The 20,682-nt window shown below is 41.0% G+C and carries 22 protein-coding genes; 13 read left to right on the forward strand and 9 right to left on the reverse strand.

The genetic code is table 11. The features are described from left to right. Positions 1-482 precede the first annotated feature (482 nt). From HC175_RS06275 to HC175_RS06300, 6 genes are all read left to right on the forward strand, one after another. On the forward strand, positions 483-1,760 hold the full coding sequence (locus tag HC175_RS06275; RefSeq protein ID WP_168137640.1) for a carboxypeptidase-like regulatory domain-containing protein: 1,278 nt from the start codon (positions 483-485) through the stop codon (positions 1,758-1,760). Between the two features lie 250 nt (positions 1,761-2,010). Beyond that, positions 2,011-3,234 carry an exonuclease SbcCD subunit D C-terminal domain-containing protein gene (locus HC175_RS06280; protein ID WP_168137641.1) on the forward strand — a complete coding sequence of 408 codons (1,224 nt, stop codon included), beginning with the start codon at positions 2,011-2,013 and terminating at the stop codon, positions 3,232-3,234. After that, positions 3,231-6,251 (forward strand): SbcC/MukB-like Walker B domain-containing protein, encoded by a 3,021-nt coding sequence (locus tag HC175_RS06285; RefSeq protein ID WP_168137642.1) that lies wholly within the window; start codon positions 3,231-3,233, stop codon positions 6,249-6,251. Before HC175_RS06280 ends, HC175_RS06285 begins: the two co-directional genes overlap by 4 nt. A gap of 14 nt (positions 6,252-6,265) precedes the next feature. Then, positions 6,266-6,913 (forward strand): helix-turn-helix transcriptional regulator, encoded by a 648-nt coding sequence (locus HC175_RS06290; protein ID WP_168137643.1) that lies wholly within the window; start codon positions 6,266-6,268, stop codon positions 6,911-6,913. Positions 6,914-7,012: 99 nt separating this feature from the next. Next, positions 7,013-7,681, forward strand: a complete 669-nt coding sequence (locus HC175_RS24155; protein WP_235942540.1) for a response regulator transcription factor — start codon at positions 7,013-7,015, stop codon at positions 7,679-7,681. A 214-nt stretch (positions 7,682-7,895) separates the two neighbouring features. Continuing rightward, entirely contained in the window at positions 7,896-8,468 is a 573-nt protein-coding gene (locus HC175_RS06300; protein WP_168137644.1) for a pseudouridine synthase, read from the forward strand. Positions 8,469-8,511: 43 nt separating this feature from the next. On the opposite strand, the gene ypfJ is transcribed toward HC175_RS06300, so the two are convergent. From ypfJ to HC175_RS06320, 4 genes are all read right to left on the reverse strand, one after another. After that, positions 8,512-9,354, reverse strand: a complete 843-nt coding sequence (gene ypfJ / locus HC175_RS06305; protein ID WP_168137645.1) for a KPN_02809 family neutral zinc metallopeptidase — start codon at positions 9,352-9,354, stop codon at positions 8,512-8,514. A 115-nt stretch (positions 9,355-9,469) separates the two neighbouring features. Next, positions 9,470-10,414 carry a 1-phosphofructokinase family hexose kinase gene (locus HC175_RS06310; protein WP_168137646.1) on the reverse strand — a complete coding sequence of 315 codons (945 nt, stop codon included), beginning with the start codon at positions 10,412-10,414 and terminating at the stop codon, positions 9,470-9,472. Between the two features lie 110 nt (positions 10,415-10,524). Then, positions 10,525-11,088 carry an azurin gene (azu, locus tag HC175_RS06315; RefSeq protein ID WP_168137647.1) on the reverse strand — a complete coding sequence of 188 codons (564 nt, stop codon included), beginning with the start codon at positions 11,086-11,088 and terminating at the stop codon, positions 10,525-10,527. 93 nt (positions 11,089-11,181) lie between these two features. Further along, entirely contained in the window at positions 11,182-11,448 is a 267-nt protein-coding gene (locus HC175_RS06320; protein WP_168137648.1) for a zinc ribbon domain-containing protein, read from the reverse strand. Between the two features lie 219 nt (positions 11,449-11,667). Here HC175_RS06320 and HC175_RS06325 point away from each other — a divergent pair, with 219 nt between their 5' ends. From HC175_RS06325 to HC175_RS06335, 3 genes are all read left to right on the forward strand, one after another. Next, the gene (locus HC175_RS06325) at positions 11,668-12,711 is read left to right on the forward strand and encodes a response regulator (protein ID WP_168137649.1); all 1,044 of its coding nucleotides are present in this window, start codon (positions 11,668-11,670) and stop codon (positions 12,709-12,711) included. A gap of 121 nt (positions 12,712-12,832) precedes the next feature. Continuing rightward, positions 12,833-13,678: a universal stress protein gene (locus HC175_RS06330; protein ID WP_168137650.1), complete on the forward strand. Its 846-nt coding sequence runs from the start codon at positions 12,833-12,835 to the stop codon at positions 13,676-13,678. Positions 13,679-13,689: 11 nt separating this feature from the next. Then, positions 13,690-14,532, forward strand: a complete 843-nt coding sequence (locus HC175_RS06335) for a universal stress protein (RefSeq protein ID WP_168137651.1) — start codon at positions 13,690-13,692, stop codon at positions 14,530-14,532. A gap of 117 nt (positions 14,533-14,649) precedes the next feature. Here HC175_RS06335 and HC175_RS06340 read toward each other — a convergent pair whose 3' ends face one another. After that, complete coding sequence (locus tag HC175_RS06340; RefSeq protein ID WP_235942541.1) at positions 14,650-14,943, reverse strand: hypothetical protein; 294 nt, start codon at positions 14,941-14,943, stop codon at positions 14,650-14,652. 143 nt (positions 14,944-15,086) lie between these two features. Here HC175_RS06340 and HC175_RS06345 point away from each other — a divergent pair, with 143 nt between their 5' ends. The 4 genes from HC175_RS06345 to HC175_RS06360 all read left to right on the forward strand — a co-directional run bounded on the left by HC175_RS06345 (position 15,087) and on the right by HC175_RS06360 (position 17,298). After that, positions 15,087-15,518 carry a hypothetical protein gene (locus HC175_RS06345; protein ID WP_168137652.1) on the forward strand — a complete coding sequence of 144 codons (432 nt, stop codon included), beginning with the start codon at positions 15,087-15,089 and terminating at the stop codon, positions 15,516-15,518. A gap of 12 nt (positions 15,519-15,530) precedes the next feature. Then, positions 15,531-15,980, forward strand: a complete 450-nt coding sequence (locus HC175_RS06350; RefSeq protein ID WP_168137653.1) for a hypothetical protein — start codon at positions 15,531-15,533, stop codon at positions 15,978-15,980. Positions 15,981-16,142: 162 nt separating this feature from the next. After that, positions 16,143-16,937 carry a HipA family kinase gene (locus HC175_RS06355; RefSeq protein ID WP_209309938.1) on the forward strand — a complete coding sequence of 265 codons (795 nt, stop codon included), beginning with the start codon at positions 16,143-16,145 and terminating at the stop codon, positions 16,935-16,937. Further along, on the forward strand, positions 16,915-17,298 hold the full coding sequence (locus HC175_RS06360) for a DUF3037 domain-containing protein (protein ID WP_168137655.1): 384 nt from the start codon (positions 16,915-16,917) through the stop codon (positions 17,296-17,298). The genes HC175_RS06355 and HC175_RS06360 overlap by 23 nt, the downstream gene beginning before the upstream one ends. A 48-nt stretch (positions 17,299-17,346) precedes the next feature. Here the strand turns inward: HC175_RS06360 and HC175_RS06365 are convergent, their stop codons facing one another. The 4 genes from HC175_RS06365 to capB all read right to left on the reverse strand — a co-directional run bounded on the left by HC175_RS06365 (position 17,347) and on the right by capB (position 20,537). Further along, positions 17,347-17,922: a YceI family protein gene (locus tag HC175_RS06365; RefSeq protein WP_168137656.1), complete on the reverse strand. Its 576-nt coding sequence runs from the start codon at positions 17,920-17,922 to the stop codon at positions 17,347-17,349. 67 nt (positions 17,923-17,989) lie between these two features. Beyond that, positions 17,990-18,430 (reverse strand): MarR family winged helix-turn-helix transcriptional regulator, encoded by a 441-nt coding sequence (locus HC175_RS06370; protein WP_168137657.1) that lies wholly within the window; start codon positions 18,428-18,430, stop codon positions 17,990-17,992. A 74-nt stretch (positions 18,431-18,504) separates the two neighbouring features. After that, positions 18,505-19,113 carry a flavodoxin family protein gene (locus HC175_RS06375; RefSeq protein WP_168137658.1) on the reverse strand — a complete coding sequence of 203 codons (609 nt, stop codon included), beginning with the start codon at positions 19,111-19,113 and terminating at the stop codon, positions 18,505-18,507. Positions 19,114-19,277: 164 nt separating this feature from the next. Continuing rightward, the gene (gene capB / locus HC175_RS06380; protein WP_168137659.1) at positions 19,278-20,537 is read right to left on the reverse strand and encodes a cysteate-C-fatty acyltransferase; all 1,260 of its coding nucleotides are present in this window, start codon (positions 20,535-20,537) and stop codon (positions 19,278-19,280) included. Positions 20,538-20,682: the final 145 nt, after the last annotated feature.

Raw genomic sequence — 20,682 nt, forward strand, 5'->3', positions numbered from 1 at the left:
ATCTGTTAAGTAACATTTGTGCTTGTAGGAATTCAGAAGTTGCTGGAGTTGCGGGATCTCTGCTTCTCATCACTTTTCGAGATTTATAAAGGAATACTCGGGACGTGGAACAGAAAAAAATGTAGGAAAATCAGAAAATAAAAATAAATAGGAAAGAGAGAAGAAATACGAACCTTCTTCCCCTTTAAAAGGATCGCATTCTCACCCTCTTTCGTTTTTAATAACTTGATAATTACATGATTATCAATTATATAAATTTACGACTTAAAAATCGGGCGCCAAAAAAACCGGCCTGGGAAAAACCCCCAATTCTTTTTGTAGCCGCTGCTCCCTTGCGGGCTACCTCAAAATAAGATTTTAAAAATATCACCTCCCGCAAGACCTGGTCCTACAAAAACAAGCTTAGAATTTTATTAGAACCTGTGAAAATATCTTAAAATTCAGTACCTTAGGAAGTAGATATTTCCACAAATACCTGAGCCATGAAAAATTCCTTATCACCTTACCTCAGGAACCTGTTGGTCCTGTTTTTATTCTCGACCTTTTCGACCACAGCTCCGGCCATGTTTCAACAACCCGTATCTGCAAATTTTACAGAGTACAAAGGAAAAGTGGTGAATAGCAAAAATCAAACTCCTCTGACCTCAGCCTATCTTTCGGTCCAAAATACCAATGTTTCCACTGTGACCAATACAGACGGAGAATTTTCATTAAAGGTTCCAAAAAGCCTGGAAAATGTAAGCATTTCGGTTTCTCATCTGGGTTATTTGAGCCGGGAACTTCCGCTCCAGTTTTTTGAGCAGAGCCCTGTGGTGATAGAACTTCAGGAATCAATGGAACAACTTGATGAAGTTGCCATCTTTAACTATACAGATCCAGAAGCGCTTGTAAAGAACATGCTCAAGAATCGCGCATCGAATTATTTTACAGACCGTACCACCATGACCGGGTTTTACCGGGAGTCTATCAAAAGAGGCCGCAAGAATGTTTCCTTGTCTGAAGCGGTTGTGAAAATTCACAAACAACCTTATGATTCCAATGCAGACGATGATATTTCTTTAGTGAAAGCCAGAAAGACTGCCGATTATGATCGCCTGGATACTTTAGCTTTAAAGTTAAGAGGAGGCCCATACAACCCTCTTAGTCTCGATATCATGAAAAATCCCACTCATATCTTCAATGAGAAGGATCTGTCAAACTTCAGATTCAGTTTTGATCCCCCCACTAAAATCGATGATCAATATTTGTATGTGGTCAATTTCGAGGAGCTCGGGAAAGAATTGCCCTGGTATTTCGGAAAACTCTTCATAGATGCAGAAACTTTTACCCTTGTAAAAGCGACCTTTAACCTCAATGTGGATAACCGGTCGGCTGCTACCAATCTTTTTGTGAAAAAGAAGCCAGGCGGCACGAAGGTATATCCTGTAGAAGTAAATTACGATATCACCTATAGACAAAATAATGGCCGCTGGTACTTTGGGTATGGTCATACAGAACTGGAATTTGTAGTCAACTGGAGGCGAAAACTTTTCAATTCCAGGTACAGAGTGAACAGCGAACTTGCAGTAACCGACTGGAAGATCAATACTGAAAGCAGGACAATCAAAGATGACAGCTTTCTCAATAGACGAGTCATTATGAATGATGATGTCTCTGGATTCCGCGATGTGGCTTTCTGGGGAGAAAACAACATCATTGAACCCGATGAATCCATCGAATCTGCTATTGAAAAGATCAGGAATAAACTAGAGAACAACTAAAACGCATCTTTCTTTTAGTGAAATACAATTGCCAAAAGAGTATGTAAATCGTCTTCTTGGAATTATTTCAGGGCCCTGGTCAGGTGAAAATCACAATTCAATTTAAGCTGAAACATGTTCAGCCTGAAGAAAGAAGAAGTTTTTAGACAGACTCTTCTTTGTAGCGTCAACTAATGACGTCCTATCTTTTACCTTTGCACCAGAATTTTGTTTCCGTTACCTTCGGAAACTACTAAAAAAGATATTGCTCATGAAGATCCTGCATACTGCAGACTGGCATATTGGGAAAAAACTTCATAAAACAGAACTTTCAGCAGACTTTGACCTGTTTATTTCATGGCTGTGCAAAGTTCTGGAACAGGAAAGAGTGCAATTATTACTGGTGTCGGGAGATGTTTTCGATCTTGCAAATCCGTCTTCAGAAGCCCGGGCACAATATTATCGTGCTTTAATGAAGTTAAGGAAATATGACTGCAAGATCATTATTACCGGTGGCAATCACGACTCACCTGCAATGCTCAATGCGCCAAAGGAGGTCTTGCGCGAACTGGATATTCATATTCTGGGAGGGCTGCCCGAAAATCTTGAAGATGTTGTAATACCTGTAACAGGGAAACTTGGAGAAACAGCTCTCGCAGTTGCTGCAATCCCATTTTTACGGGACGCAGATCTGCGCAAGGAAGATGATGGAGAAACCTATGAGGACAGACTGGAAGTTCTAAAAAAGGGAATTCAAAATACCTTTTTTGACACCTCAGAGATCTGTGCCTCTAAATATCCAGGAGTTCCGGTTATTGCTATGGGGCATCTTTTTACCGCAGGCATAGAAACCTCTGAAAGCGAAAGAGAGATCCAGATTGGTAATCTCGCAGCTTTTGAAGCTTCCCGCTTTGGTTCTCACTATAATTATATCGCCTTAGGCCATATTCATAAACCCCAAAGAGTAACAGCGGCTGTTCCCACTTTTTACAGTGGGTCTCCCCTGCCCCTTTCATTCAGCGAACGGAAAGATGAAAAAAGGGTGCTCTTGATCGATACCGAAGTAGGCTGGGAACCTCGTAGTATTGCTGTTCCTGCTTTTCGGTCTCTGGTAAAAATAGCTGGAAGCCTTGAACAACTACAGGACAAACTGATAAACCTGGAAGACCAAAGAGAACTGGAAAGTCTTATTGAGGTAGAGCTGGTGGAAGAGCAGTATGATGCGCTTAAATTGTTCGCACTTGATGAACTGGTAAGTAATTTTCAAAGAGATGGTTACCGCATTGTAAAGCACAGGGCAACCTTCAGGAACAGGTTACAGGGAGCGGGGCAGGCTTTTAAACCAGATCAACAGCTTCAAGACCTGCAGCCAAAAGAGGTATTTCTAGAGCTTATAAAGAATCATGAGTATGATGCAGAGACCCGGCAGGAGATCGTCTCTGCTTTTGATGAACTGCTTGAAGAATTACAAGGAAAAGAAGATATCCTGAAATGAAGATCTTAAAAATAGAATTTGAAAACATAAATTCCTTAAAAGGAAAGCATGAGATCAACTTTGAGAAGGCGCCTTTTACTGGAAGCGCACTATTCGCGATCACGGGGCCGACTGGAAGCGGAAAAAGCAGCATTCTTGATGTAATCTCCCTGGCACTTTTTAATATGGTGCCCCGGTTGGGGAAAATAAGTAAGAATGACATCATTAGTAAAGGTGCCCTCTTAACGCGGAATCAAAAGGAAGCATTTGCAAAAGTAACCTATGCAGCTAAATCGGGCGTTTTTGCTTCAGAATGGAGAATAAGTACCAACAGGAATAACAATCTGCGCGATTATGAAATGTTCCTTTTTGATCTAACCACAAAAAAACCATTAGATTATAAAAAGTCTGATATTCCTTCCAAAAATGAGGAGTTAATAGGTCTTAACTACAACCAGTTCATAAAATCTGTACTGCTGGCCCAGGGCGATTTTGCCCAATTTTTAAAAGCTCGCAAGGACGAACGAGGAGAACTTCTTGAGAAAATTACAGGTACCGGTATTTACCGACAGGTGGGAATTAAGGCTTTTCAGAAATTCAAAGCAGTAAATGCTGAAATTGAAGATCAACAGAGAGAAATAAACCTGCTTCAAAAAGACCTTTTAGAGGAGGAAGCGCTGCGGGAATTGAATTCAGCCCTTGAAACGAAAACTGCCGCCTGCGGTCCCCTTGAAAAAGCCATTGAAGGCCTCGACCGACAGATCCTTCTAAAAAAGAACATTGAAGAACAAATCAACCAGGTCCAGGCACAGGAAAAATTAAAACAGGCAGCTCAAGAAAAACTGGAAGCCTTTGAAAAAGATTTTGGGGAAGACTTACAGAAACACGAGCAGGTCCAGTTTTTCGCTGAAGATCTAAGGGCATGGCAAATTCTGGATGAGGCCTGTAAAGGTTTGAATGAAGATCTTACAAGACAGGAAAATCACAAAAAAGAGAACCTGCAGGCAATGAACAGTTGCCTGGAAAAGATCTACCGCTTTTTAAAACAGGAACCCGGTACAGAATCTATTGAGGAAAGTTTGCAGGAATTTTCCAGAAAGGTTCGTAAACTTCAACAGCAAAGAGATGAAAAACTGAGTGCATACAGGCATCTTCAGGAGAAATTTCATTCGGAAGTCAGAGAACTTAGCTTTCGCCTCAACGGAAATCTGGAAAAGGATGAAGAAAAACTCAGGGAGCTGGCAGCCTCAGGAGAAGAAGCCCTCAAAGAGCTGGAAGGCAAATTAAAAGATATTGATCTTCACCAGCCTGAAGAGGAAAAAAACAGGCTTCGACAAGTGGTGCAGCTGGGAAGACGGGCACAACAGAAATGGCTGAGCATGGAGCAACTTGCTGCAGAATTGCCTAATTGCAAACAGGAAATTCAGGCGCTGCTTCCGGAAGTGGAAAAACTTCCGCAGAAAATCGAACTGGATTCATCCAGAGCGGCGGTGTTGAAGGAGCGTTTAAAAAATCTTCAGCTGCAGCGGGAACTGGAAGTTCTCAAAGCCAGTTTCGAAAAGCAAAGACATCAGCTCATCACCGGAGAGCCCTGTCCGCTTTGCGGAAGTAAAGAACATCCTTATGCTACAGATCTTCCACCCGTAAATAATGAGCTGCAGGTGGAGATCTTGTCTGTTCAGGAAGAGCTGCAGAGCCTGGAGAAGGAAATCACCAAGAAAAAAACCACACTTGCACATCACAATAGCAGGCTTACAGAACTTCAGAAGCAAGTGAAGGAAAAAGAGGATTCCCTGCGGCTTCAAAAAGGGCATTTTCAGAAGGAATTTTCCAACCTCAATCCTTCCGAAGAAAACTGGGAAAGCTTTTGTGAGTCCAGAGAGGAAAAAATGCAAGTCCTGGAGGCTTACGAAAAAGAGAAAAGGAAGCTCCACGCCATACATGCAGGCCTGCCTCTAATTAAGGAATTAAAAGAGGTTACGCTAAAGGGGCGGGAGATCAAGGAAGAGCTGGATGCACATTATTCGGGACAGGACATTGAGACCGACTGCCTGGAGCTGCAGAACTTATGGCGAGGGCTGGAACATAAGAAAATTACGCTTTTACAACAGACTGATGAACTACAAAAAAAGCTTGAGACAAGGTCAACAGATTTAAAGACTGCCGAAGCATCACTTGCACCAAAGATCGCTGCAGTTGACTGTAATGAAATCCACGAAGCACTGCAAAGGCTAATGCCGGAAAGAGTTTATTCTGAAAGACGTAAACAAAGGGAGGAATTTACTTCTCAAAAAGAGCAAATTGAGGCATCGATAAAAACTCTTAATGCACAACTGCAAGTACTCAAGGAGCGGGATGTTGATGAGAATATTGAGCAGCTCTCAACCCGGCTTAAGGAGAAACGGGATCAACTCAAACAGCGATTCGAGGAGTGTGAAGAGCTGAGGCGGAAGCAGAGAAATGACACCGAAAGGAGGTCCAGAATTGCTGCCATTGAGCGTGAACTGGAGGGAGCTAAAACAAAAATTAGACGCTGGGAGTTACTTAACCATCTCATAGGAGATGCTAAGGGAAAAAAATTCAACGATTTCGCACAGGACCTTAGTCTCTCACAACTACTTGTTTTGGCAAACCGAAGATTAAAGGACCTGAGCGACAGGTACAGGATCGATAAACCAGAGGAAGCAGAAGATGACAGCCTTGTAGCTATAGATGAACATATGGGTGGACAACGCCGATCTGTCAAAACCTTATCGGGGGGAGAAACCTTCCTTTTAAGCCTTTCAATGGCCTTAGCTTTGAGTGATCTCGCCTCCCGAAATGTAGAGATCAACAGCTTGTTCATCGATGAAGGTTTTGGAACTCTTGACCCTGAGACACTTGATCAAACTCTGGACACCCTGGAAAGGCTTCAGGCTGAATCATCAAAGACAATAGGCATAATTAGCCACGTGGATTCCCTTAAAGAACGGATTGCCACCCAGATCAAGCTCACCCGAAACGGACAGGGTTACAGTAGCCTGGAAATAACAGGCTGAAAATTATTTTGGAAATGAAACTTGAGGAAAAAATAAAAAATCTGACTCCAGATCTTGAACGAATGCCTGGCGTAGTGGTGATCCATGAAATTGAAGGTTTTAAACCTGTATATATGTCCAGAAATGGATTAGAGCTGCTGGAAATGGAGTTGGAAGCTCTTCTGGCAACAGGGGCCGATTATTCGAAGAAATTTTTGAGCAATGACTTTATGGAAAGTTATTTAGCCCAATTAAAGGAAATGCTCGAACGAGAAGGAAATGATGAAACCTTCACCTTTTTTCATGAAGTAAAAATAAAAGTGGATTTTCGCTGGTATGCAGGTTCCATGAAGATGTTCCATTCCAGGAGCGGAGTTCCAACACATACCATTACTTTCGCCGTGCCATTAGAGGAATATCAATGGACCATAAAAAGAGCTAAAGAGCTTTTAAAGGAAAAACATTTTGCCAGGAAAAATCTCGAAAAGTTCTCGAGCCTTAGTCGGCGTGAAAAAGAGGTACTTTCACTGTCGGCAACCGGGAATAAGGCTGCCCAAATCTCAGATGAATTAAAGGTATCCCAAGACACTGTAAACTCTCATCTTAAATCTCTCAAAAGTAAACTCAACACTTCATCTTCTTATGAAATGCTAAGGTTCGCAAAAGCTTATGATCTTATTTGATCATTTCGTCATTTAATTCCTGTTTTATATAGATTTTCTGCTCAGTATTTTCAGTAAAAGTTGAAGATTTTATAGCTTTAACTGAAAATAGAAGTTCTTTTGGAAAAATCTTTTGAAGAAAAACTAGCAGCATTTTCAATTTGTGCAGAGCTAATGCCGGGGGTGGTCGTGATTCATGAACTTAATCCCGATTCCTTTCAGACTGTATATATGTCTTCCCGGGGCCTTGAACAGTTAGGCGTTACTCTTGAGGCTCTTTCTGAAATGGGCCCGAAATATCACGAGAGATTCTTCAACAATGAAGATATGGAAGACTTTATGGTGAAGTTGAGAAAGTTACTTCAGAATCGGGATCCTTCAGAGACCTTTACATTTTTCCAACAGGTAAAGTTTAAGGACAGAGAAGACTGGGTGTGGCACATTGCCTCAATAAGGATCTTTCATCAAAATCCTGAAGGTGTGCCAACGCACGTAGTTACAGTAGCCTTTCCTGTAAACAGAATGAAGCACATACAGAATAAAGCAGAGCGACTCCTGGCCGAAAATAAATTCTTTAAAGAAAATCTAGGGAAATTCCTTAGCCTGGGAAACAGGGCGAAGGAAGTGTTACGGCTGGTGGCACTGGGAAAAAGCTCAGGAGAGATTGCCCATGAATTGAATATTTCGACCGATACAGTAAATACACATCGAAAGAACATTAAAAAGAAGCTGGGGATCTCCAGTACCTATGAATTTACCGAATACGCACATGCGTATGATCTCATATAGGCAAAAAAAAAATCGGGGCCCCTACACCCCCGATTTTTTACTCCGTTGAAAAAGCTCATTAAAAATGCGACTGTTCCAACTTCATGCTGTAAAAATAGAGGATGCTACTCCGTCAGGCAATACCCACTTTTGGTGATTTTTTAAGATTTCACTGCCTTTTCATGTTAAATTATCCGTTTAAAACCTCATTTTTGCCGCCCATAGGAAATTTTTAATGCACAGACACTTCAAAATTTACAAACCTTACGGTTATTTAAGTCAGTTTATCACCAATCAAAAAACCAGGCGAAATAAGAAGCTGCTTGGCGATCTGGGTGAGTTTCCGCCCGGCACAATGTCCGTAGGTCGACTAGATGAAGACTCAGAAGGACTTTTATTACTCACTACAGATGGAAAGGTAAGTTCAGAAATAACCGGAGGCCGGGTTGAAAAGGAATATTATGTGCAGGTAGATGGGATAATTGGAGAGAAGGAAATCCAGGTGATGCAAACTGGAGTGGAAATAGGCATCAACGGAAAAAAATATATCACCCAACCCTGTGAAGCCCATAAGCTCCATGTTCCGCCCATTTTTCCAGCCCGGTCCAAACCTATACGAGATGAGCGCCACGGCCCAACCAGCTGGATTTCCATCACCCTTACAGAAGGAAAGTTCAGGCAGGTAAAGAAAATGACTGCAGCCGTAGGTTATCCTACGCTTCGGCTTGTTAGGGTGCGTATTGGTAATGAAAAATTAGGCAGGATGACAGCAGGGGAGATCATTGAAACAGTGGGATTCAGCTACTGAAGATCAAGGAGATTCTGCTTTTTAGATCCATTGAATTTTGCCTTCAATTGGAAAGAGCCTGGAAAGTATCACCCAGTGAAAGATCGCCACTGCGATACCCTTTCATAAACCAATCCATTCGTTGTTCTGAGGTTCCATGAGTAAAAGCATCGGGAACCACCCTGCCAGAAGTGCGTTTTTGAATAGCATCGTCACCCACAGCACTTGCTGCGCTTAATGCCTCCTGAATATCCCCTTCTTCCAAATATTCACGATTATAATGCGCCCAGATCCCGGCATAGAAATCGGCTTGCAGTTCCAGGGCCACCGAAAGTTCATTTGATTCTCGTTCATTCAGGTTTTGCTGAAGTTGCCGCACCTTTCCCGAAGTTCCCAGCAGCGTTTGAATATGATGACCCACTTCATGTGCTATAACATAGGCAATAGCAAAATCTCCGCCCTGTGCGCCGAATCTTGTGCGTAGCTCTTCAAAGAAGCTTAGATCCATATATACCTTTTGATCTGCAGGACAGTAAAACGGTCCTGAAGCTGAAGAAGCACTGCCGCAGCCTGTATTTACAGCGTCAGAAAAAAGGACCATTCCGGGTTCCTGGTAATTTGCACCGCTTTGTTGGAAGAGCTGATTCCATATGTCTTCAGTATCGGCCAGTACGGTTGCTGCAAAATCACCTAACTCCTGCTCGGCTGCTGTTAGTTCCCGTTCTTCGGCTGGAGCCCCAACCTGATCCTGGAGCTGATTCAGAATTTCGCCGCTATCGCCACCTACAAAGAATTGCACTGCCAGGACAATAATAGCAATTATTCCTCCTCCGGCGACAAGTTTACCTTTTGAGCTGCCTCTGCGATCTTCAACATTTCCGCTTTTTCTTCTCCCTTTCCATTTCATTGCTTTAAGTTTTTGCTATAGATTAGATCATATTTATTTATTTATTCATTCCTTATTTTCGGAAATAACCCGGATTTATAGAATTACTCTCTTCTGTTGTCTTCTTCCAGTAGCTCTAAAGATCTTCTGCTTGCTTTAATTCATTTAACAGAAGCTCGTAAAGCGGTTGTACATCTTCTTTTTGCAGTAAATCTGTACCTGGAGATTTTATTGTAGCGCTCCCGCAAGCCAACCCGAGCAGGACTGCTTTTTCAATAGAATTGCCATTTGCCAAACTGTAAACCATACCTGCAACCATACTATCTCCTGCACCAATAGAGCTCACATGCTCTACTTTTGGAGCCTGGTAGTGTCTTACCTTTCCATGGCTGGCCACAATGGCACCTTCAGCGCCAAGGGATAGAACTATGATGTGGATGCTATACCTGTTAAGCAGTTCCAGGAGTTGAGCTTTCTGTTCCTCCCTGGTTTCTGCGACCTTACCCGTGAGGTCCTGTAACTCGTTTTTATTTGGTTTCAGTAAATAAACCCCTTCTTCCAGGACACCCCGATAAGATCTACCTGAGGTGTCGAGAATAAATTTAAGACCACATTTATTAGCCCTCGCTGCTGCTCTGGCATAAAAATCATTTGGTGCACCTGGCGGAAGACTTCCACTTGCAACCAAAAAAGAACCACTTTTACATTGATCCACCTTTTCAAGCAGCGCCTCGTATTCATCAGATTCCAGCTCGGCTCCAGGAAAACCAAAGCGATACAGCTCATTACTGGAAGTTTCGGTGATCGAAAAATTCTGTCTTAGATCGTTTTTTACTAGTACAGGATCTTCGTCTATCCCCTCTTTACTCAAAAGGTCTGAAAATAACTTACCTGTGTGGCCTCCTTTTGCGTAAACTGCGGTCGACTTCCCTCCTAACCTTTTTATGACCCGCGATACATTGATCCCTCCACCTCCAGGATTAAGAATTGGCAGCTGACACCTCAGCTTTTCATTAGGCACCAGTTTTGGTGTTGTTGAATAAATATCAAGCGCCGGATTGGCGGTTAAGGTTATGATCATAGCTTAGAGTTAAAATGGTGATCTGCTCCAGTTTCTTTTCGGAAGTCACAAAGTACACATATCAAAAAAGGCTTCCCGTACGGAAGCCTTAAATAGAAAAACATTTTTTTTTATTCGACAATGAATTTACCTCTCATTTGAATATAGTGGCCTGGGAAACTACATATAAAATCGTAGGAACCAGCTTCAGGAGCTGTGAATTCAATCGAGGTTTCCTCTCCTCCACCAATCATCTCTGTATGGACGATAACTTCCTCTGTTCCTTCGGGTATGTAATCTGATCCACTGGCAGTTGCTGCCTTTGTAGCAAAATCCACTACATCTGTTCCCTTCTGTAAAAGGACGAAATTATGACCCATTGCATTTTCAGGAAGTTCTCCAACATGGCGTAAAGTGAGTTTTACGGTTTCCCCCGCTTTTACCCTTATCTCATTCAGATTGAACTGCATCATATCGTTCCCGGTAAGAGTCACTTCAACTCTTCCATTGTTACGCTGAATGGCTTCGGAAGACTGGGCAGTATCCTTAGCAGATTCGTTATTGGAGCGGGTATCGACCCTTTCTAAGGTCCCTTCTTCTCCTATGGTTATTGTTTCCTTGTCTTTTTTGTCATCTCCGCAGCTTACAAGAATTATTGTAAGTAAAGCAGCAAGAACGATTTTTACATTTTTCATATTTATGGTTTTAACTTCCCGAAAGTTCCTAGGTTTTACAAATTGAAAAGAACCGGGAATTCATGAAGAGCTTTTACTATTTCAGAAAAACAACTACAGAATATGTGTCATTTTCCAACGTTTTAGGTTGGGCAAGGTACATATGATCTGCTGGGCTTCTTCAAAGGTAACTCCGTCATTGGTTCTCACCATATTTTGCAGTTTCTTCTCCATATCTACTACTGTGATATGGTGATTTGTGAATGATCCATTCCTATAGCAGTCATAGCAATAGTCGGAACTTAAACTTAGGTCACGGTTCGTACCTCTTATCTTCGAAGAAAAAGGCAGGCCGCAACACTGGCAAATAAGGATTCTCATACTTCATCATTTTTCACGGATCTTACGCGCATCAGTCTAAGCGCCATCCTGTTAGTTGCATTACTTTAAAGGTAAAGAACCGTATTTATAAAGTATATATTTTAGCTCTTAATAATTTCCCAAATTTAATTTTCTACCGTATCTTTAGAAGGCAAGAATTTATTTGATTCGCTAATTCAGCAAATAACTTCAGCGGTTTAACTCCTTTATAAATTTCACATGGAGAGCTCGGTGCTTCTCATTGAAGACGACGTGGTATTGGCAGAAAATACCAGGGAATTACTGGAACTTTCCGGATACAGAACCCTTACATCCCATGACGGCAAAAGCGGATTAAAGAAGGCTTTTCAGGAAAAACCAGACCTCATTATTTCAGATATTATGATGCCCGAACTGGATGGCTATGAAGTCTATAAAGCCCTTCAGCAAAGCCAGGTAACCTGCAATATTCCCTTCATATTTTTATCTGCCAAAGCCGATCCCGGTGATATAAGGAAAGGGATGAACTTAGGAGCAGATGATTATCTCACAAAACCCTTTAATGAAGAAGACCTCATTCTTGCTATTGAAAGACGCCTTGAAAAGAGGTGCCAGCTGCTTCAACAGGAAAGAAAAGAGGTTCAACCTGGAAAAAAAGGACAGGCCTTAGAGGAATTAAAAGAACATTTTAAAAGTTGCGGAGAACAATTAAATGCAGAGAAGCATGAAGATATTTACCTGGAAGGTCGCCTCGCCGGAAATATATTTCTCCTGGAATCTGGCCTGGTCAAGACGTCCCGACTTGATGAATTAGGGAAAGAATTGATCACAGGGATCTTACAAAAAGGCGAATTTTTTGGGTTTTATAGTTTTCAACCTCATTCCTGTTATCCAGAAACTGCCACAACTCTTGAGAAAAGTGTACTGTTTAGAGCTTCCCATGATGAATTTGTACAAATGCTGGAACAGAACCTGGAACTTACTTTGGAGTATGCCGAGCTGATTTCGCAACATCTTGATGTTTTAAAAACACATCTCCTGGAAATGGCCTATGGTTCTGTCCTGAAAAAAACTGCCAGTACCCTCCTGGAGTTTGCTAAAAAAACAGGCTTGGGAAATTCACAGCTCATAAAGGTCTCCAGGAGTGACATGGCAAGTGTGGCAGGAATATCAACCGAAAGTTTCATTAGAAGCCTTTCTTCCCTTAGGGCAGATGGCATAATAGATATTTTGGGAAGGGATATCAAGATCCTTGACCTTCAGAAGCTTCAGAATATTCACTGAAAGATCAACTGCTTAAGCACCAGAAAATGATTAAGGGATGAAAATAATTCCTGCTTTTGGAATGATAATAATCATTGTTTGCTGCCCAAAATTCGCCTAACTTTAGCGTAAAGCATTAAAAATGAGAAAAGTAATCATTCCTGTCGATTTTTCGGAAAACGCAATGAATGCAGTGACTTATGCCTGCGAATTGTTCAGGCATGAAACCTGTAAGCTTTTTATCCTTCACGCCTACGAAGAAGAAGTTTTCGCGGAAGAATCCATATTAAATAAAGAAACTTTAGAGGAAAGAAAAAAAGCTGTTAGGCAACATGCTGAACAAAAACTTCAAGATCTAAAAACGCAGCTCTTAAAGTCTTATGACACCACTAAGCACGAAATTGCTCTCGTTTCTGCCTTTGGTTTACTTATAGATGAAGTCAATGACCTGGCAGAACGAGAAGATGCAGATCTTATCATTACTTCCACCCGCGGAATTACCAACGACAGAAAATTAACTTTTGGCAGTAACACCCTGCAGATCATCAAATATGTGCAATGTCCGGTGTTGAGCATACCAGAACACTATAGATTTTCTACACCCAGACACATTCTTTTTCCATCAAATTTTCTCTTACCGTACCAACAAAGAGAACTGGACCTGATAGGAGGAATTGCAAGGTCTTTCTCATCTCATGTTCACTTACTCTACGCCTCCAGGTCGGCTGCGATGAGTCTTCGTCAAGAAGCTAACAAAAATGCCATTTTAGACCAGCTACAGGAGGTAAAGGTAAAGCTGCATCATGAGGAATTGGAAAAAACAGCGGCCATTGAAAAAATGGCTGAATCCTTAAAGGCAGATCTTTTAGTGCTTGTTAACTCCAGGCACAGTTATCTTGAAAACATCCTCTATACCTCCACCATAGATAAAATAGGACTGCATCCAAAAATGCCCTTTTTGGCACTTCAGAACTTTCATCGCTTCTAATTTTTCCAGGTATGAAAAAGATCCTCTTACCCACAGATTTTTCAGAAAACGCATACAATGCAATAAAATATGCGGTACAGCTTTTCGAAAAGGAGGAATGTTTGTTTTACCTCCTCAACACCTATACGCCTGTACTTTACGATAATGAATATCTTGTTTACAGTGCTTCTCAACCTACCCTGACAGAGATCTACAGTAAAAGGTCAAACGAAGGTCTGGAAAGGGTGTTGCGCAGAGTAAAGAGAAACTTCAGAAATGATAAGCACAGTTTTAAGAAGATCTCTTCCTTTAACCTGCTGGGTGATGAGATCAAGGACCTCGTTGTTGAGAAGGAAATAGATATGGTGATCATGGGCACAAAAGGCGCAACCGGAGCTGAAGAGATCCTTTTTGGTACTCATACTGTTCATGCAATCAAGAAAACGCGCTGCCCTCTTTTGGCAATCCCTTCTTTATACGAATACCGTCCACCTTCACAAATTCTGTTCCCCACCGACTACGAAGCCGATATCCCGGGGATCCTTCAAAGCCTGTTAGAACTTGCAGAGCTACATGCTTCGACAGTACATATACTGCACGTGTACTCTGGTCTTAATCTTTCGGAAGAACAAACCAGTAGAAAAAATGCATTAGGGAACGCCCTGAAAAACAATGGTCATCATTTCTATAGTATTACCGAGAAAAGCGTGGTCAGGGCTATTTATGATTTTCAGGAGGAGAATGAAGTACACCTGCTTGCAATGGTGAACAATAAAAGATCCTTTTTTGAAAACCTGTTATTCATGCCGTTAGTGAATGAAATTGGATTCAACGTAAAGATCCCTTTTCTTGTGATCCCATCTCCTAGGAGATAAGTAGTACAAAGGTTATTGCTGCAAAAAGATAGACACTATAGAAACAAAAAAATCCGTGACGGGGTCACGGATTCTTCATCGGGCATTCTAGAATGCCGGGTTTCTTAAGAACAAAAATTATTCTACAGAAGTAGTATCGGTAATGTCTTCTACTACGGTACCGCCGGTGCTTGTAGTATCAACAACTTCTTCAACCTCAACTTCCTCAACTTCTACTGGAGTCTCTGGAGTTTCGATAACTTCTACTGCACTTTCTTCAGTGGTTTCAGTAGTAGTTTCTTTACAAGAAGTAAAACTAAATACTAATGCGATAGCAGCAAAAGTCAAAAAGGATTTTTTCATTTTAAATGAATTATTAATTGTTTGAGGGGTCAAATGTATATCATTTTTTGATTCGTGAAACAGGTCCATGAAAATATTTTAGTTAATATTTCAAAGGCTCATAATTCTCTTAAATTTTTCCTCATTACGAAGAGAAAAAAATATTTATGATGACATTTGTCATGAGGAAAAAAGAATAATTCGTTATCTTAATAACTTAAAGACAGGAGATTATGAATCGAGATGTGACGAGAAATTTTTCAGCTAATGAAAAGGAGATAGAAAGACTGCTAAAGGAAAATAACGGCTGGAAAAATACCCTCTCCTATATTGCTGAAGAGCTGAATTTTCTAATTCTCTTTCTGAGTGCTGATGTTTTTAGAAGAAATGTCCTGAACATGTACGAACAACTTCAGGTGTACTACGACGAGCTTCAGGAATTTAGGAAAGAAAATCTAGAGCTTATTAGAGAAGTGCATAACCACAGGTATGATATTGAAGGAATATTGGAATGTGAGGATATAGGCTGTGAGGTTTTCTATCATAATGAACATGTGAAATTAGGGCAACGGATCCTGGAGTTTTCAGAAAAATTCAGAAAATTTAAATTAGATGTTTTTGCCTACACAGGAAAGAACCTGAAAAAAACAAGTAAGGAACATTAGATCTTTAAACCTATGGAACTTCCACTCCATCAATACAGGTACATAGATTGGAAAACGCCCGAGGAAATGCATTTCTCCTCCCTGGAATGGAAATCGGAAATAAATTTTGTCAAAGACGAACAAAAATTTCTGGAGCATCTCTTGCACACCTACTGCACAGGTAAGCTGCTGCCATTGATTAATCTACATTGCAGTGAAACAATCCATCAAATAAAGCTGTCACAAAAGGAGCTGAAAAAACTGGAGCTGAAAGTCAATGCTCATATGCAGGCACTGCGAACTTTCCTTGAGCAAGCCGAACGGATTCAGAGTGGCAGAAGTTACAGACAGGAGCACAAGGCAATCCTCAATGATTTTGCACTCTTCTCGAGCCAGTTTAAAAGACTCAAAAAAGGCATTTTTCACACCCTTACAACTTTCATAAAAAGTCAGAAGCAAAAAAACCTCACGGCAGGGACCTGAATTTTAAGCTAGTCTCTTATTTCTGCTGCTGGAGTTATTCCTGATTAACCTCCAGTCTCCTCATTTAAATACTCCCTTAAAGGAAGATATCTTCATTTTTATACATTTATCTTTTGAACTCCCTGAACAATAGTAAATTTGCAATGAACTTGTTGTATTACATTGTATGGGAAAATGGATTTAAGAACCGTAACTGTTTGCAGGTATATTGCCCCTTTAAGGGAAGGAGGTTCACTTCCAGCCCTTGCGGAAGCTGATGACGATTTCAAATATGTACTGAAATTTAGAGGTGCAGGTCACGGGGTCAAAGCTTTAATTGCTGAATTTTTAGGAGGGGAAATTGCCAGGGCATTAGGATTTAAAGTGCCCGAGCTGGTATTTGCTCACCTTGATGAAGCTTTTGGACGCACAGAAGGAGATGAAGAGATCCAGGATCTCTTACAGGGCAGCAAAGGCTTGAATCTTGCCCTACACTTCCTGTCGGGAGCTATTAACTTTGATCCGGGCGTAACCCAGGTAGATAGCAGGCTGGCTTCAGAGATCGTATGGCTGGATGCATTTATTACCAATGTAGATCGTACTTATCGCAATACAAACATGTTGATGTGGAACAGGGAACTCTGGTTGATTGACCATGGTGCGGCCTTTTACTTTCATCATTCCTGGACAAACCTGGAGAAACACGCGAAAAATCCGTTCCCTCTTATTAAAGATCACGTTCTTCTGCCACAGGCAAAAGACCTTTGGGAGACAGATCGAAAATTCAGATCTTTACTTACTACAGAAAAACTACAGGCAATAGTGTCTGCCTTACCAGGAGAATGGCTGGAATGGCAGGAAACTGAAGAAACACCAAAGCAGATCAAAGAGGCATACTTAAATTTTCTTCTGCAACGTCTGGAAAATTCGAATTTGTTTATAAAAGAGGCAGAAAATGCAAGACAAGCACTTATATGAATATGCCGTAATAAGGCTGGTTCCCAGAGTAGAACGAGAAGAATTTCTCAACGTGGGAGTAGTGTTATATTGCAAAAAAGAAAACTACCTACAGGTGCGTTTTCAACTAGACCTGGAAAAGCTGAGTATTCTTTCTCCCGACCTGGACATTGAACAACTGGAGGCTAATTTAATGTCTTTCGAAAAAATATGCATAGGAAGCAAGGAGGGCGGACCTATTGCGCAAATGGATATTCCTTCCCGTTTTAGATGGTTAACGGCAGTGCGAAGTTCGGTGATCCAGACTTCGAGGCCACATCCTGGGCTGTGCAAGGACCTTGAAAAGACACTCGACCGACTCTTCACAGAGTTAGTGTTATAAAAAAAAAGCTGCCCGTGGGCAGCTTTTTTTATCCAGATCCTATAAGATTTAGAACTTTAGATTGACATCAAGAGTAAAGTTGTTATTGATGGTATTATCTCCCAGGTTGCTAAAGAAGCTTCCTGAACCATATCTAATACCGTACTTGGTTCTGTCAATATTTATCTTGGCTGAAGCTGTATTTTCTTTTACAGTCATGTCAAAACTAACAGGTTCTGTTTTGCCTTTGATTGTGAGGTCGCCTGTCACAGTATAAACATCATCAGATTTTTGTTTTGCTTCAGTGATCACGAATTTAGAAGTGGCATAATTGTTTACTCCAAAAAAATCATCGTTATTAAGGTGGCCTTCAAGCTTTTCCTTGTACTCTCCGGTAAGATCTGTTACTTTAATAGTATTCATATCCATTACAAACTCACCGCCTATGAGGTTTCCATCTTCTGTAAGATTGAGATAACCATCTTTTAACTGAATAGTACCGTGGTGAGCACTGCCTGTGATCTTCTTCCCTGTCCATTCAATGGTACTGGCCTCAACATCAACATTCTTTTTGATCGTGTTAAAGGCTACTGTAGTAAATACAAGTACTGGAGCCGCTGCTGTGAAAAATGTTCTTTTCTTCATTTTAATTTAATTTAAGTATTTATTGTTATTACATATTTTGTACATACAAATGTTTAATGAAAATTTTTTACTTTTTGAGTTTTTGGAGCAGAGCGGTTAATGTAGTGAGTTCATTTTTGCTTAAACTCTCCATAGCCTGAGCCTCTGCCGTGTCAATAACTTTGTCCAATTGCTTTAAGAGATCGAGACCCTTTTCTGTTATGGTCAATTCTATCTTTCTCCTGTTTGCAGGACAAGTGATCCTTTCAACCAGCTCCTTTTCCATTAATTTGTCAATAAGCCTGGTAGTATTGCTCATTTTATGGATCATTTTTGCATTGACACAGGCAAGGGACGCCGGCTTTCCTTTCTGGCCCCGCAAGATTCGAAGAACGTTAAACTGAGCGATAGAAATATTGAATGGTTTCAAAGCATCGGCCAACCTTTCCTGTACCCAGTTCCCACTGACCACAAGTTCAATGACCGCTGCCCTGTTAAACAATTCAATATTTTTCTTTTCTTCGATCATATTTTCATTTACAACATTTGTATGTACAAATATACATTACTTTCTCGTATCTCCAAATAAAAATTCGGTTTTATCTAATTACTGCCATTTTTTATCCACTTGGCAAGTTGAAGGGTTCTCTTAACCTGATGCGCAACTGCCTTCTCGATCTTTTCATCCAGGTTAGTCTTTCCTGCTGTTACGCTCACTCCGTAAGGATTACCTCCAGCACTAAAAATGGCATCGTCTGTGTAACCCGGTGCAGCGACAATAGCTCCCCAGTGGAACATGGTTTTGTATAAGGAAAGCAAAGTTGTTTCCTGCCCCCCGTGTACATTACTAGCACTAGTCATTCCGCTTACCACTTTGTTCGCCAATTTTCCGCTAAACCATAATCCGCCAGTAGTATCAAGGAACTGGGTAAATTGAGAAGGAAGATTCCCATACCGGGTGGGTGCACTAAAGATATAAGCGTCTGCCCATTCAAGATCATCAAGGCTTACCTCCTTTACATCTTTTGTGTTTTCGAAATGCTCCTTCCAATCCTTATTGGCCTCAATTGCCGTCATGGGTGCTAATTCCTTTATCTTCCTTAATCGCACCTCAACTCCACGTTCTTTGGCTGCAGCTTCAGCCCATTGAGCTAATTGATAATTAGTACCTGTTGCACTGTAATAGATCACTGCTAATTTTATCTCCTTCATAACTTTACTCCTTTTTTTTAATTTTTTAATTATTAGAATATACCTATCCTTAAAATAAAGATTTGCAGCCTATTAATTATTAAACTAATTGTAAAGTTACCTTACAAAAAGGGCAAAAAAAATCCCCTTTTTAGAAGGGGATCATTTATTCTTTATTTAGAGGTTTACTTTTCCATCGCGGCAGCCACTCCAGCCGATAGTCGGCGGTAAGTACCGTTTTCAAGTCGTTCTCTAATTGCAGAAAATGCAGAAAGAGTTTCTTCAACATCCTCGAGCGTGTGAGTTGCTGTTGGGATCAATCTTAATAAGATCAAGCCTTTCGGAATTACCGGATAAACCACAATTGAACAGAAAATCCCATAATTTTCTCTCAGGTCATTCACTAAAGCCATAGCTTCAGGAATACTTCCCTGCAAATAAACTGGCGTTACACAGCTTTGTGTGGTTCCAATATCAAAACCTCTTTCCTTAAGCCCATTTTGAAGCGCATTAACATTATCCCAAAGCTTTTCTTTCAACTCGGGCATAGTTCTCAACATCTCGAGACGCTTCAAAGCACCTATGACAAGCTGCATCTGCAGAGATTTAGCAAACATTTGCGACCGCAAATTGTATTTTAGATAATCAATTATTTCCTTATCGGCAGCAATAAAAGCTCCTGTACTTGCAAGAGACTTGGCAAAAGTGGCAAAATATACATCTATTCCATCCTGTATCCCCTGCTCCTCTCCGGCTCCCGCTCCGGTCTTACCTAAGGTTCCAAAGCCATGAGCATCATCAACAAGAAATCTGAAATTGTATTTCTCTTTCAGATCAACGATCTCCTTTAATTTTCCCTGCTCTCCTCTCATTCCAAAAACTCCTTCTGAAATGACCAGGATTCCGCCTCCCGTCTGTTCGGCAATTTTTTCAGCACGCTGGATGTTCTTTTCCAGGCTTTCCATGTCATTGTGCTTATAGGTAAAGCGTTGACCAAGATGTAAGCGTACTCCATCAATGATACAGGCATGTGCATCTACATCATAAACTATAACATCTTTCTTTGATACTAAGGCATCAATAGTGGAAACCATACCCTGATATCCAAAATTGAGAAGATAAGCAGCTTCCTTAGAAACAAAAGACGCAAGTTCATCCTGCAATTTTTCATGCAGGTCTGTATGTCCACTCATCATTCTTGCACCCATCGGATAGGCAGAACCCCACTGGGCAGCAGCCTCGGCATCTACCTTTCTTACTTCGGGATGATTTGCAAGACCCAGGTAATCATTTATACTCCAGGTGATCACATCCTGACCTCGGAATTTCATTCGATTGGAAATAGGTCCTTCTAACTTCGGAAATACAAAATATCCCTCTGCCACTTCAGACCATTTCCCTAATGGTCCTTTATCCCTGTATATTTTATCAAATAAATCTGCCATTTTATATATTTTTTGACTTCCGCAAAAGTAGTAAATAAATAGTAACTCCTGTATTTCCTTTCAGCTAAGCCTACTGAAAAACATGAATTTCGCGTTTAATCCCGTACAGCAGGAGGCTTGCCGTAGGTTCGGGAATTAAGATATT

It is taken from the genome of Salinimicrobium oceani, from assembly GCF_012037645.1.

What these genes read in the sequence shown, in the direction of transcription:
- HC175_RS06280 (WP_168137641.1), top strand. Translation starts at nt 2,011, where the DNA reads ATGAAGATCCTGCATACTGCAGACTGGCATATTGGGAAAAAACTTCAT.
- azu (WP_168137647.1), bottom strand. Translation starts at nt 11,088, where the DNA reads ATGAAAAATGTAAAAATCGTTCTTGCTGCTTTACTTACAATAATTCTT.
- HC175_RS06335 (WP_168137651.1), top strand. Translation starts at nt 13,690, where the DNA reads ATGAAAAAGATCCTCTTACCCACAGATTTTTCAGAAAACGCATACAAT.
- HC175_RS06370 (WP_168137657.1), bottom strand. Translation starts at nt 18,430, where the DNA reads ATGATCGAAGAAAAGAAAAATATTGAATTGTTTAACAGGGCAGCGGTC.
- capB (WP_168137659.1), bottom strand. Translation starts at nt 20,537, where the DNA reads ATGGCAGATTTATTTGATAAAATATACAGGGATAAAGGACCATTAGGG.
- HC175_RS06375 (WP_168137658.1), bottom strand. Translation starts at nt 19,113, where the DNA reads ATGAAGGAGATAAAATTAGCAGTGATCTATTACAGTGCAACAGGTACT.
- HC175_RS06275 (WP_168137640.1), top strand. Translation starts at nt 483, where the DNA reads ATGAAAAATTCCTTATCACCTTACCTCAGGAACCTGTTGGTCCTGTTT.
- HC175_RS06330 (WP_168137650.1), top strand. Translation starts at nt 12,833, where the DNA reads ATGAGAAAAGTAATCATTCCTGTCGATTTTTCGGAAAACGCAATGAAT.
- HC175_RS06290 (WP_168137643.1), top strand. Translation starts at nt 6,266, where the DNA reads ATGAAACTTGAGGAAAAAATAAAAAATCTGACTCCAGATCTTGAACGA.
- HC175_RS06300 (WP_168137644.1), top strand. Translation starts at nt 7,896, where the DNA reads ATGCACAGACACTTCAAAATTTACAAACCTTACGGTTATTTAAGTCAG.
- HC175_RS06345 (WP_168137652.1), top strand. Translation starts at nt 15,087, where the DNA reads ATGAATCGAGATGTGACGAGAAATTTTTCAGCTAATGAAAAGGAGATA.
- HC175_RS06340 (WP_235942541.1), bottom strand. Translation starts at nt 14,943, where the DNA reads ATGGACCTGTTTCACGAATCAAAAAATGATATACATTTGACCCCTCAA.
- HC175_RS06285 (WP_168137642.1), top strand. Translation starts at nt 3,231, where the DNA reads ATGAAGATCTTAAAAATAGAATTTGAAAACATAAATTCCTTAAAAGGA.
- HC175_RS06360 (WP_168137655.1), top strand. Translation starts at nt 16,915, where the DNA reads ATGCAAGACAAGCACTTATATGAATATGCCGTAATAAGGCTGGTTCCC.
- HC175_RS06320 (WP_168137648.1), bottom strand. Translation starts at nt 11,448, where the DNA reads ATGAGAATCCTTATTTGCCAGTGTTGCGGCCTGCCTTTTTCTTCGAAG.
- HC175_RS06310 (WP_168137646.1), bottom strand. Translation starts at nt 10,414, where the DNA reads ATGATCATAACCTTAACCGCCAATCCGGCGCTTGATATTTATTCAACA.
- ypfJ (WP_168137645.1), bottom strand. Translation starts at nt 9,354, where the DNA reads ATGAAATGGAAAGGGAGAAGAAAAAGCGGAAATGTTGAAGATCGCAGA.
- HC175_RS06350 (WP_168137653.1), top strand. Translation starts at nt 15,531, where the DNA reads ATGGAACTTCCACTCCATCAATACAGGTACATAGATTGGAAAACGCCC.
- HC175_RS06325 (WP_168137649.1), top strand. Translation starts at nt 11,668, where the DNA reads ATGGAGAGCTCGGTGCTTCTCATTGAAGACGACGTGGTATTGGCAGAA.
- HC175_RS06365 (WP_168137656.1), bottom strand. Translation starts at nt 17,922, where the DNA reads ATGAAGAAAAGAACATTTTTCACAGCAGCGGCTCCAGTACTTGTATTT.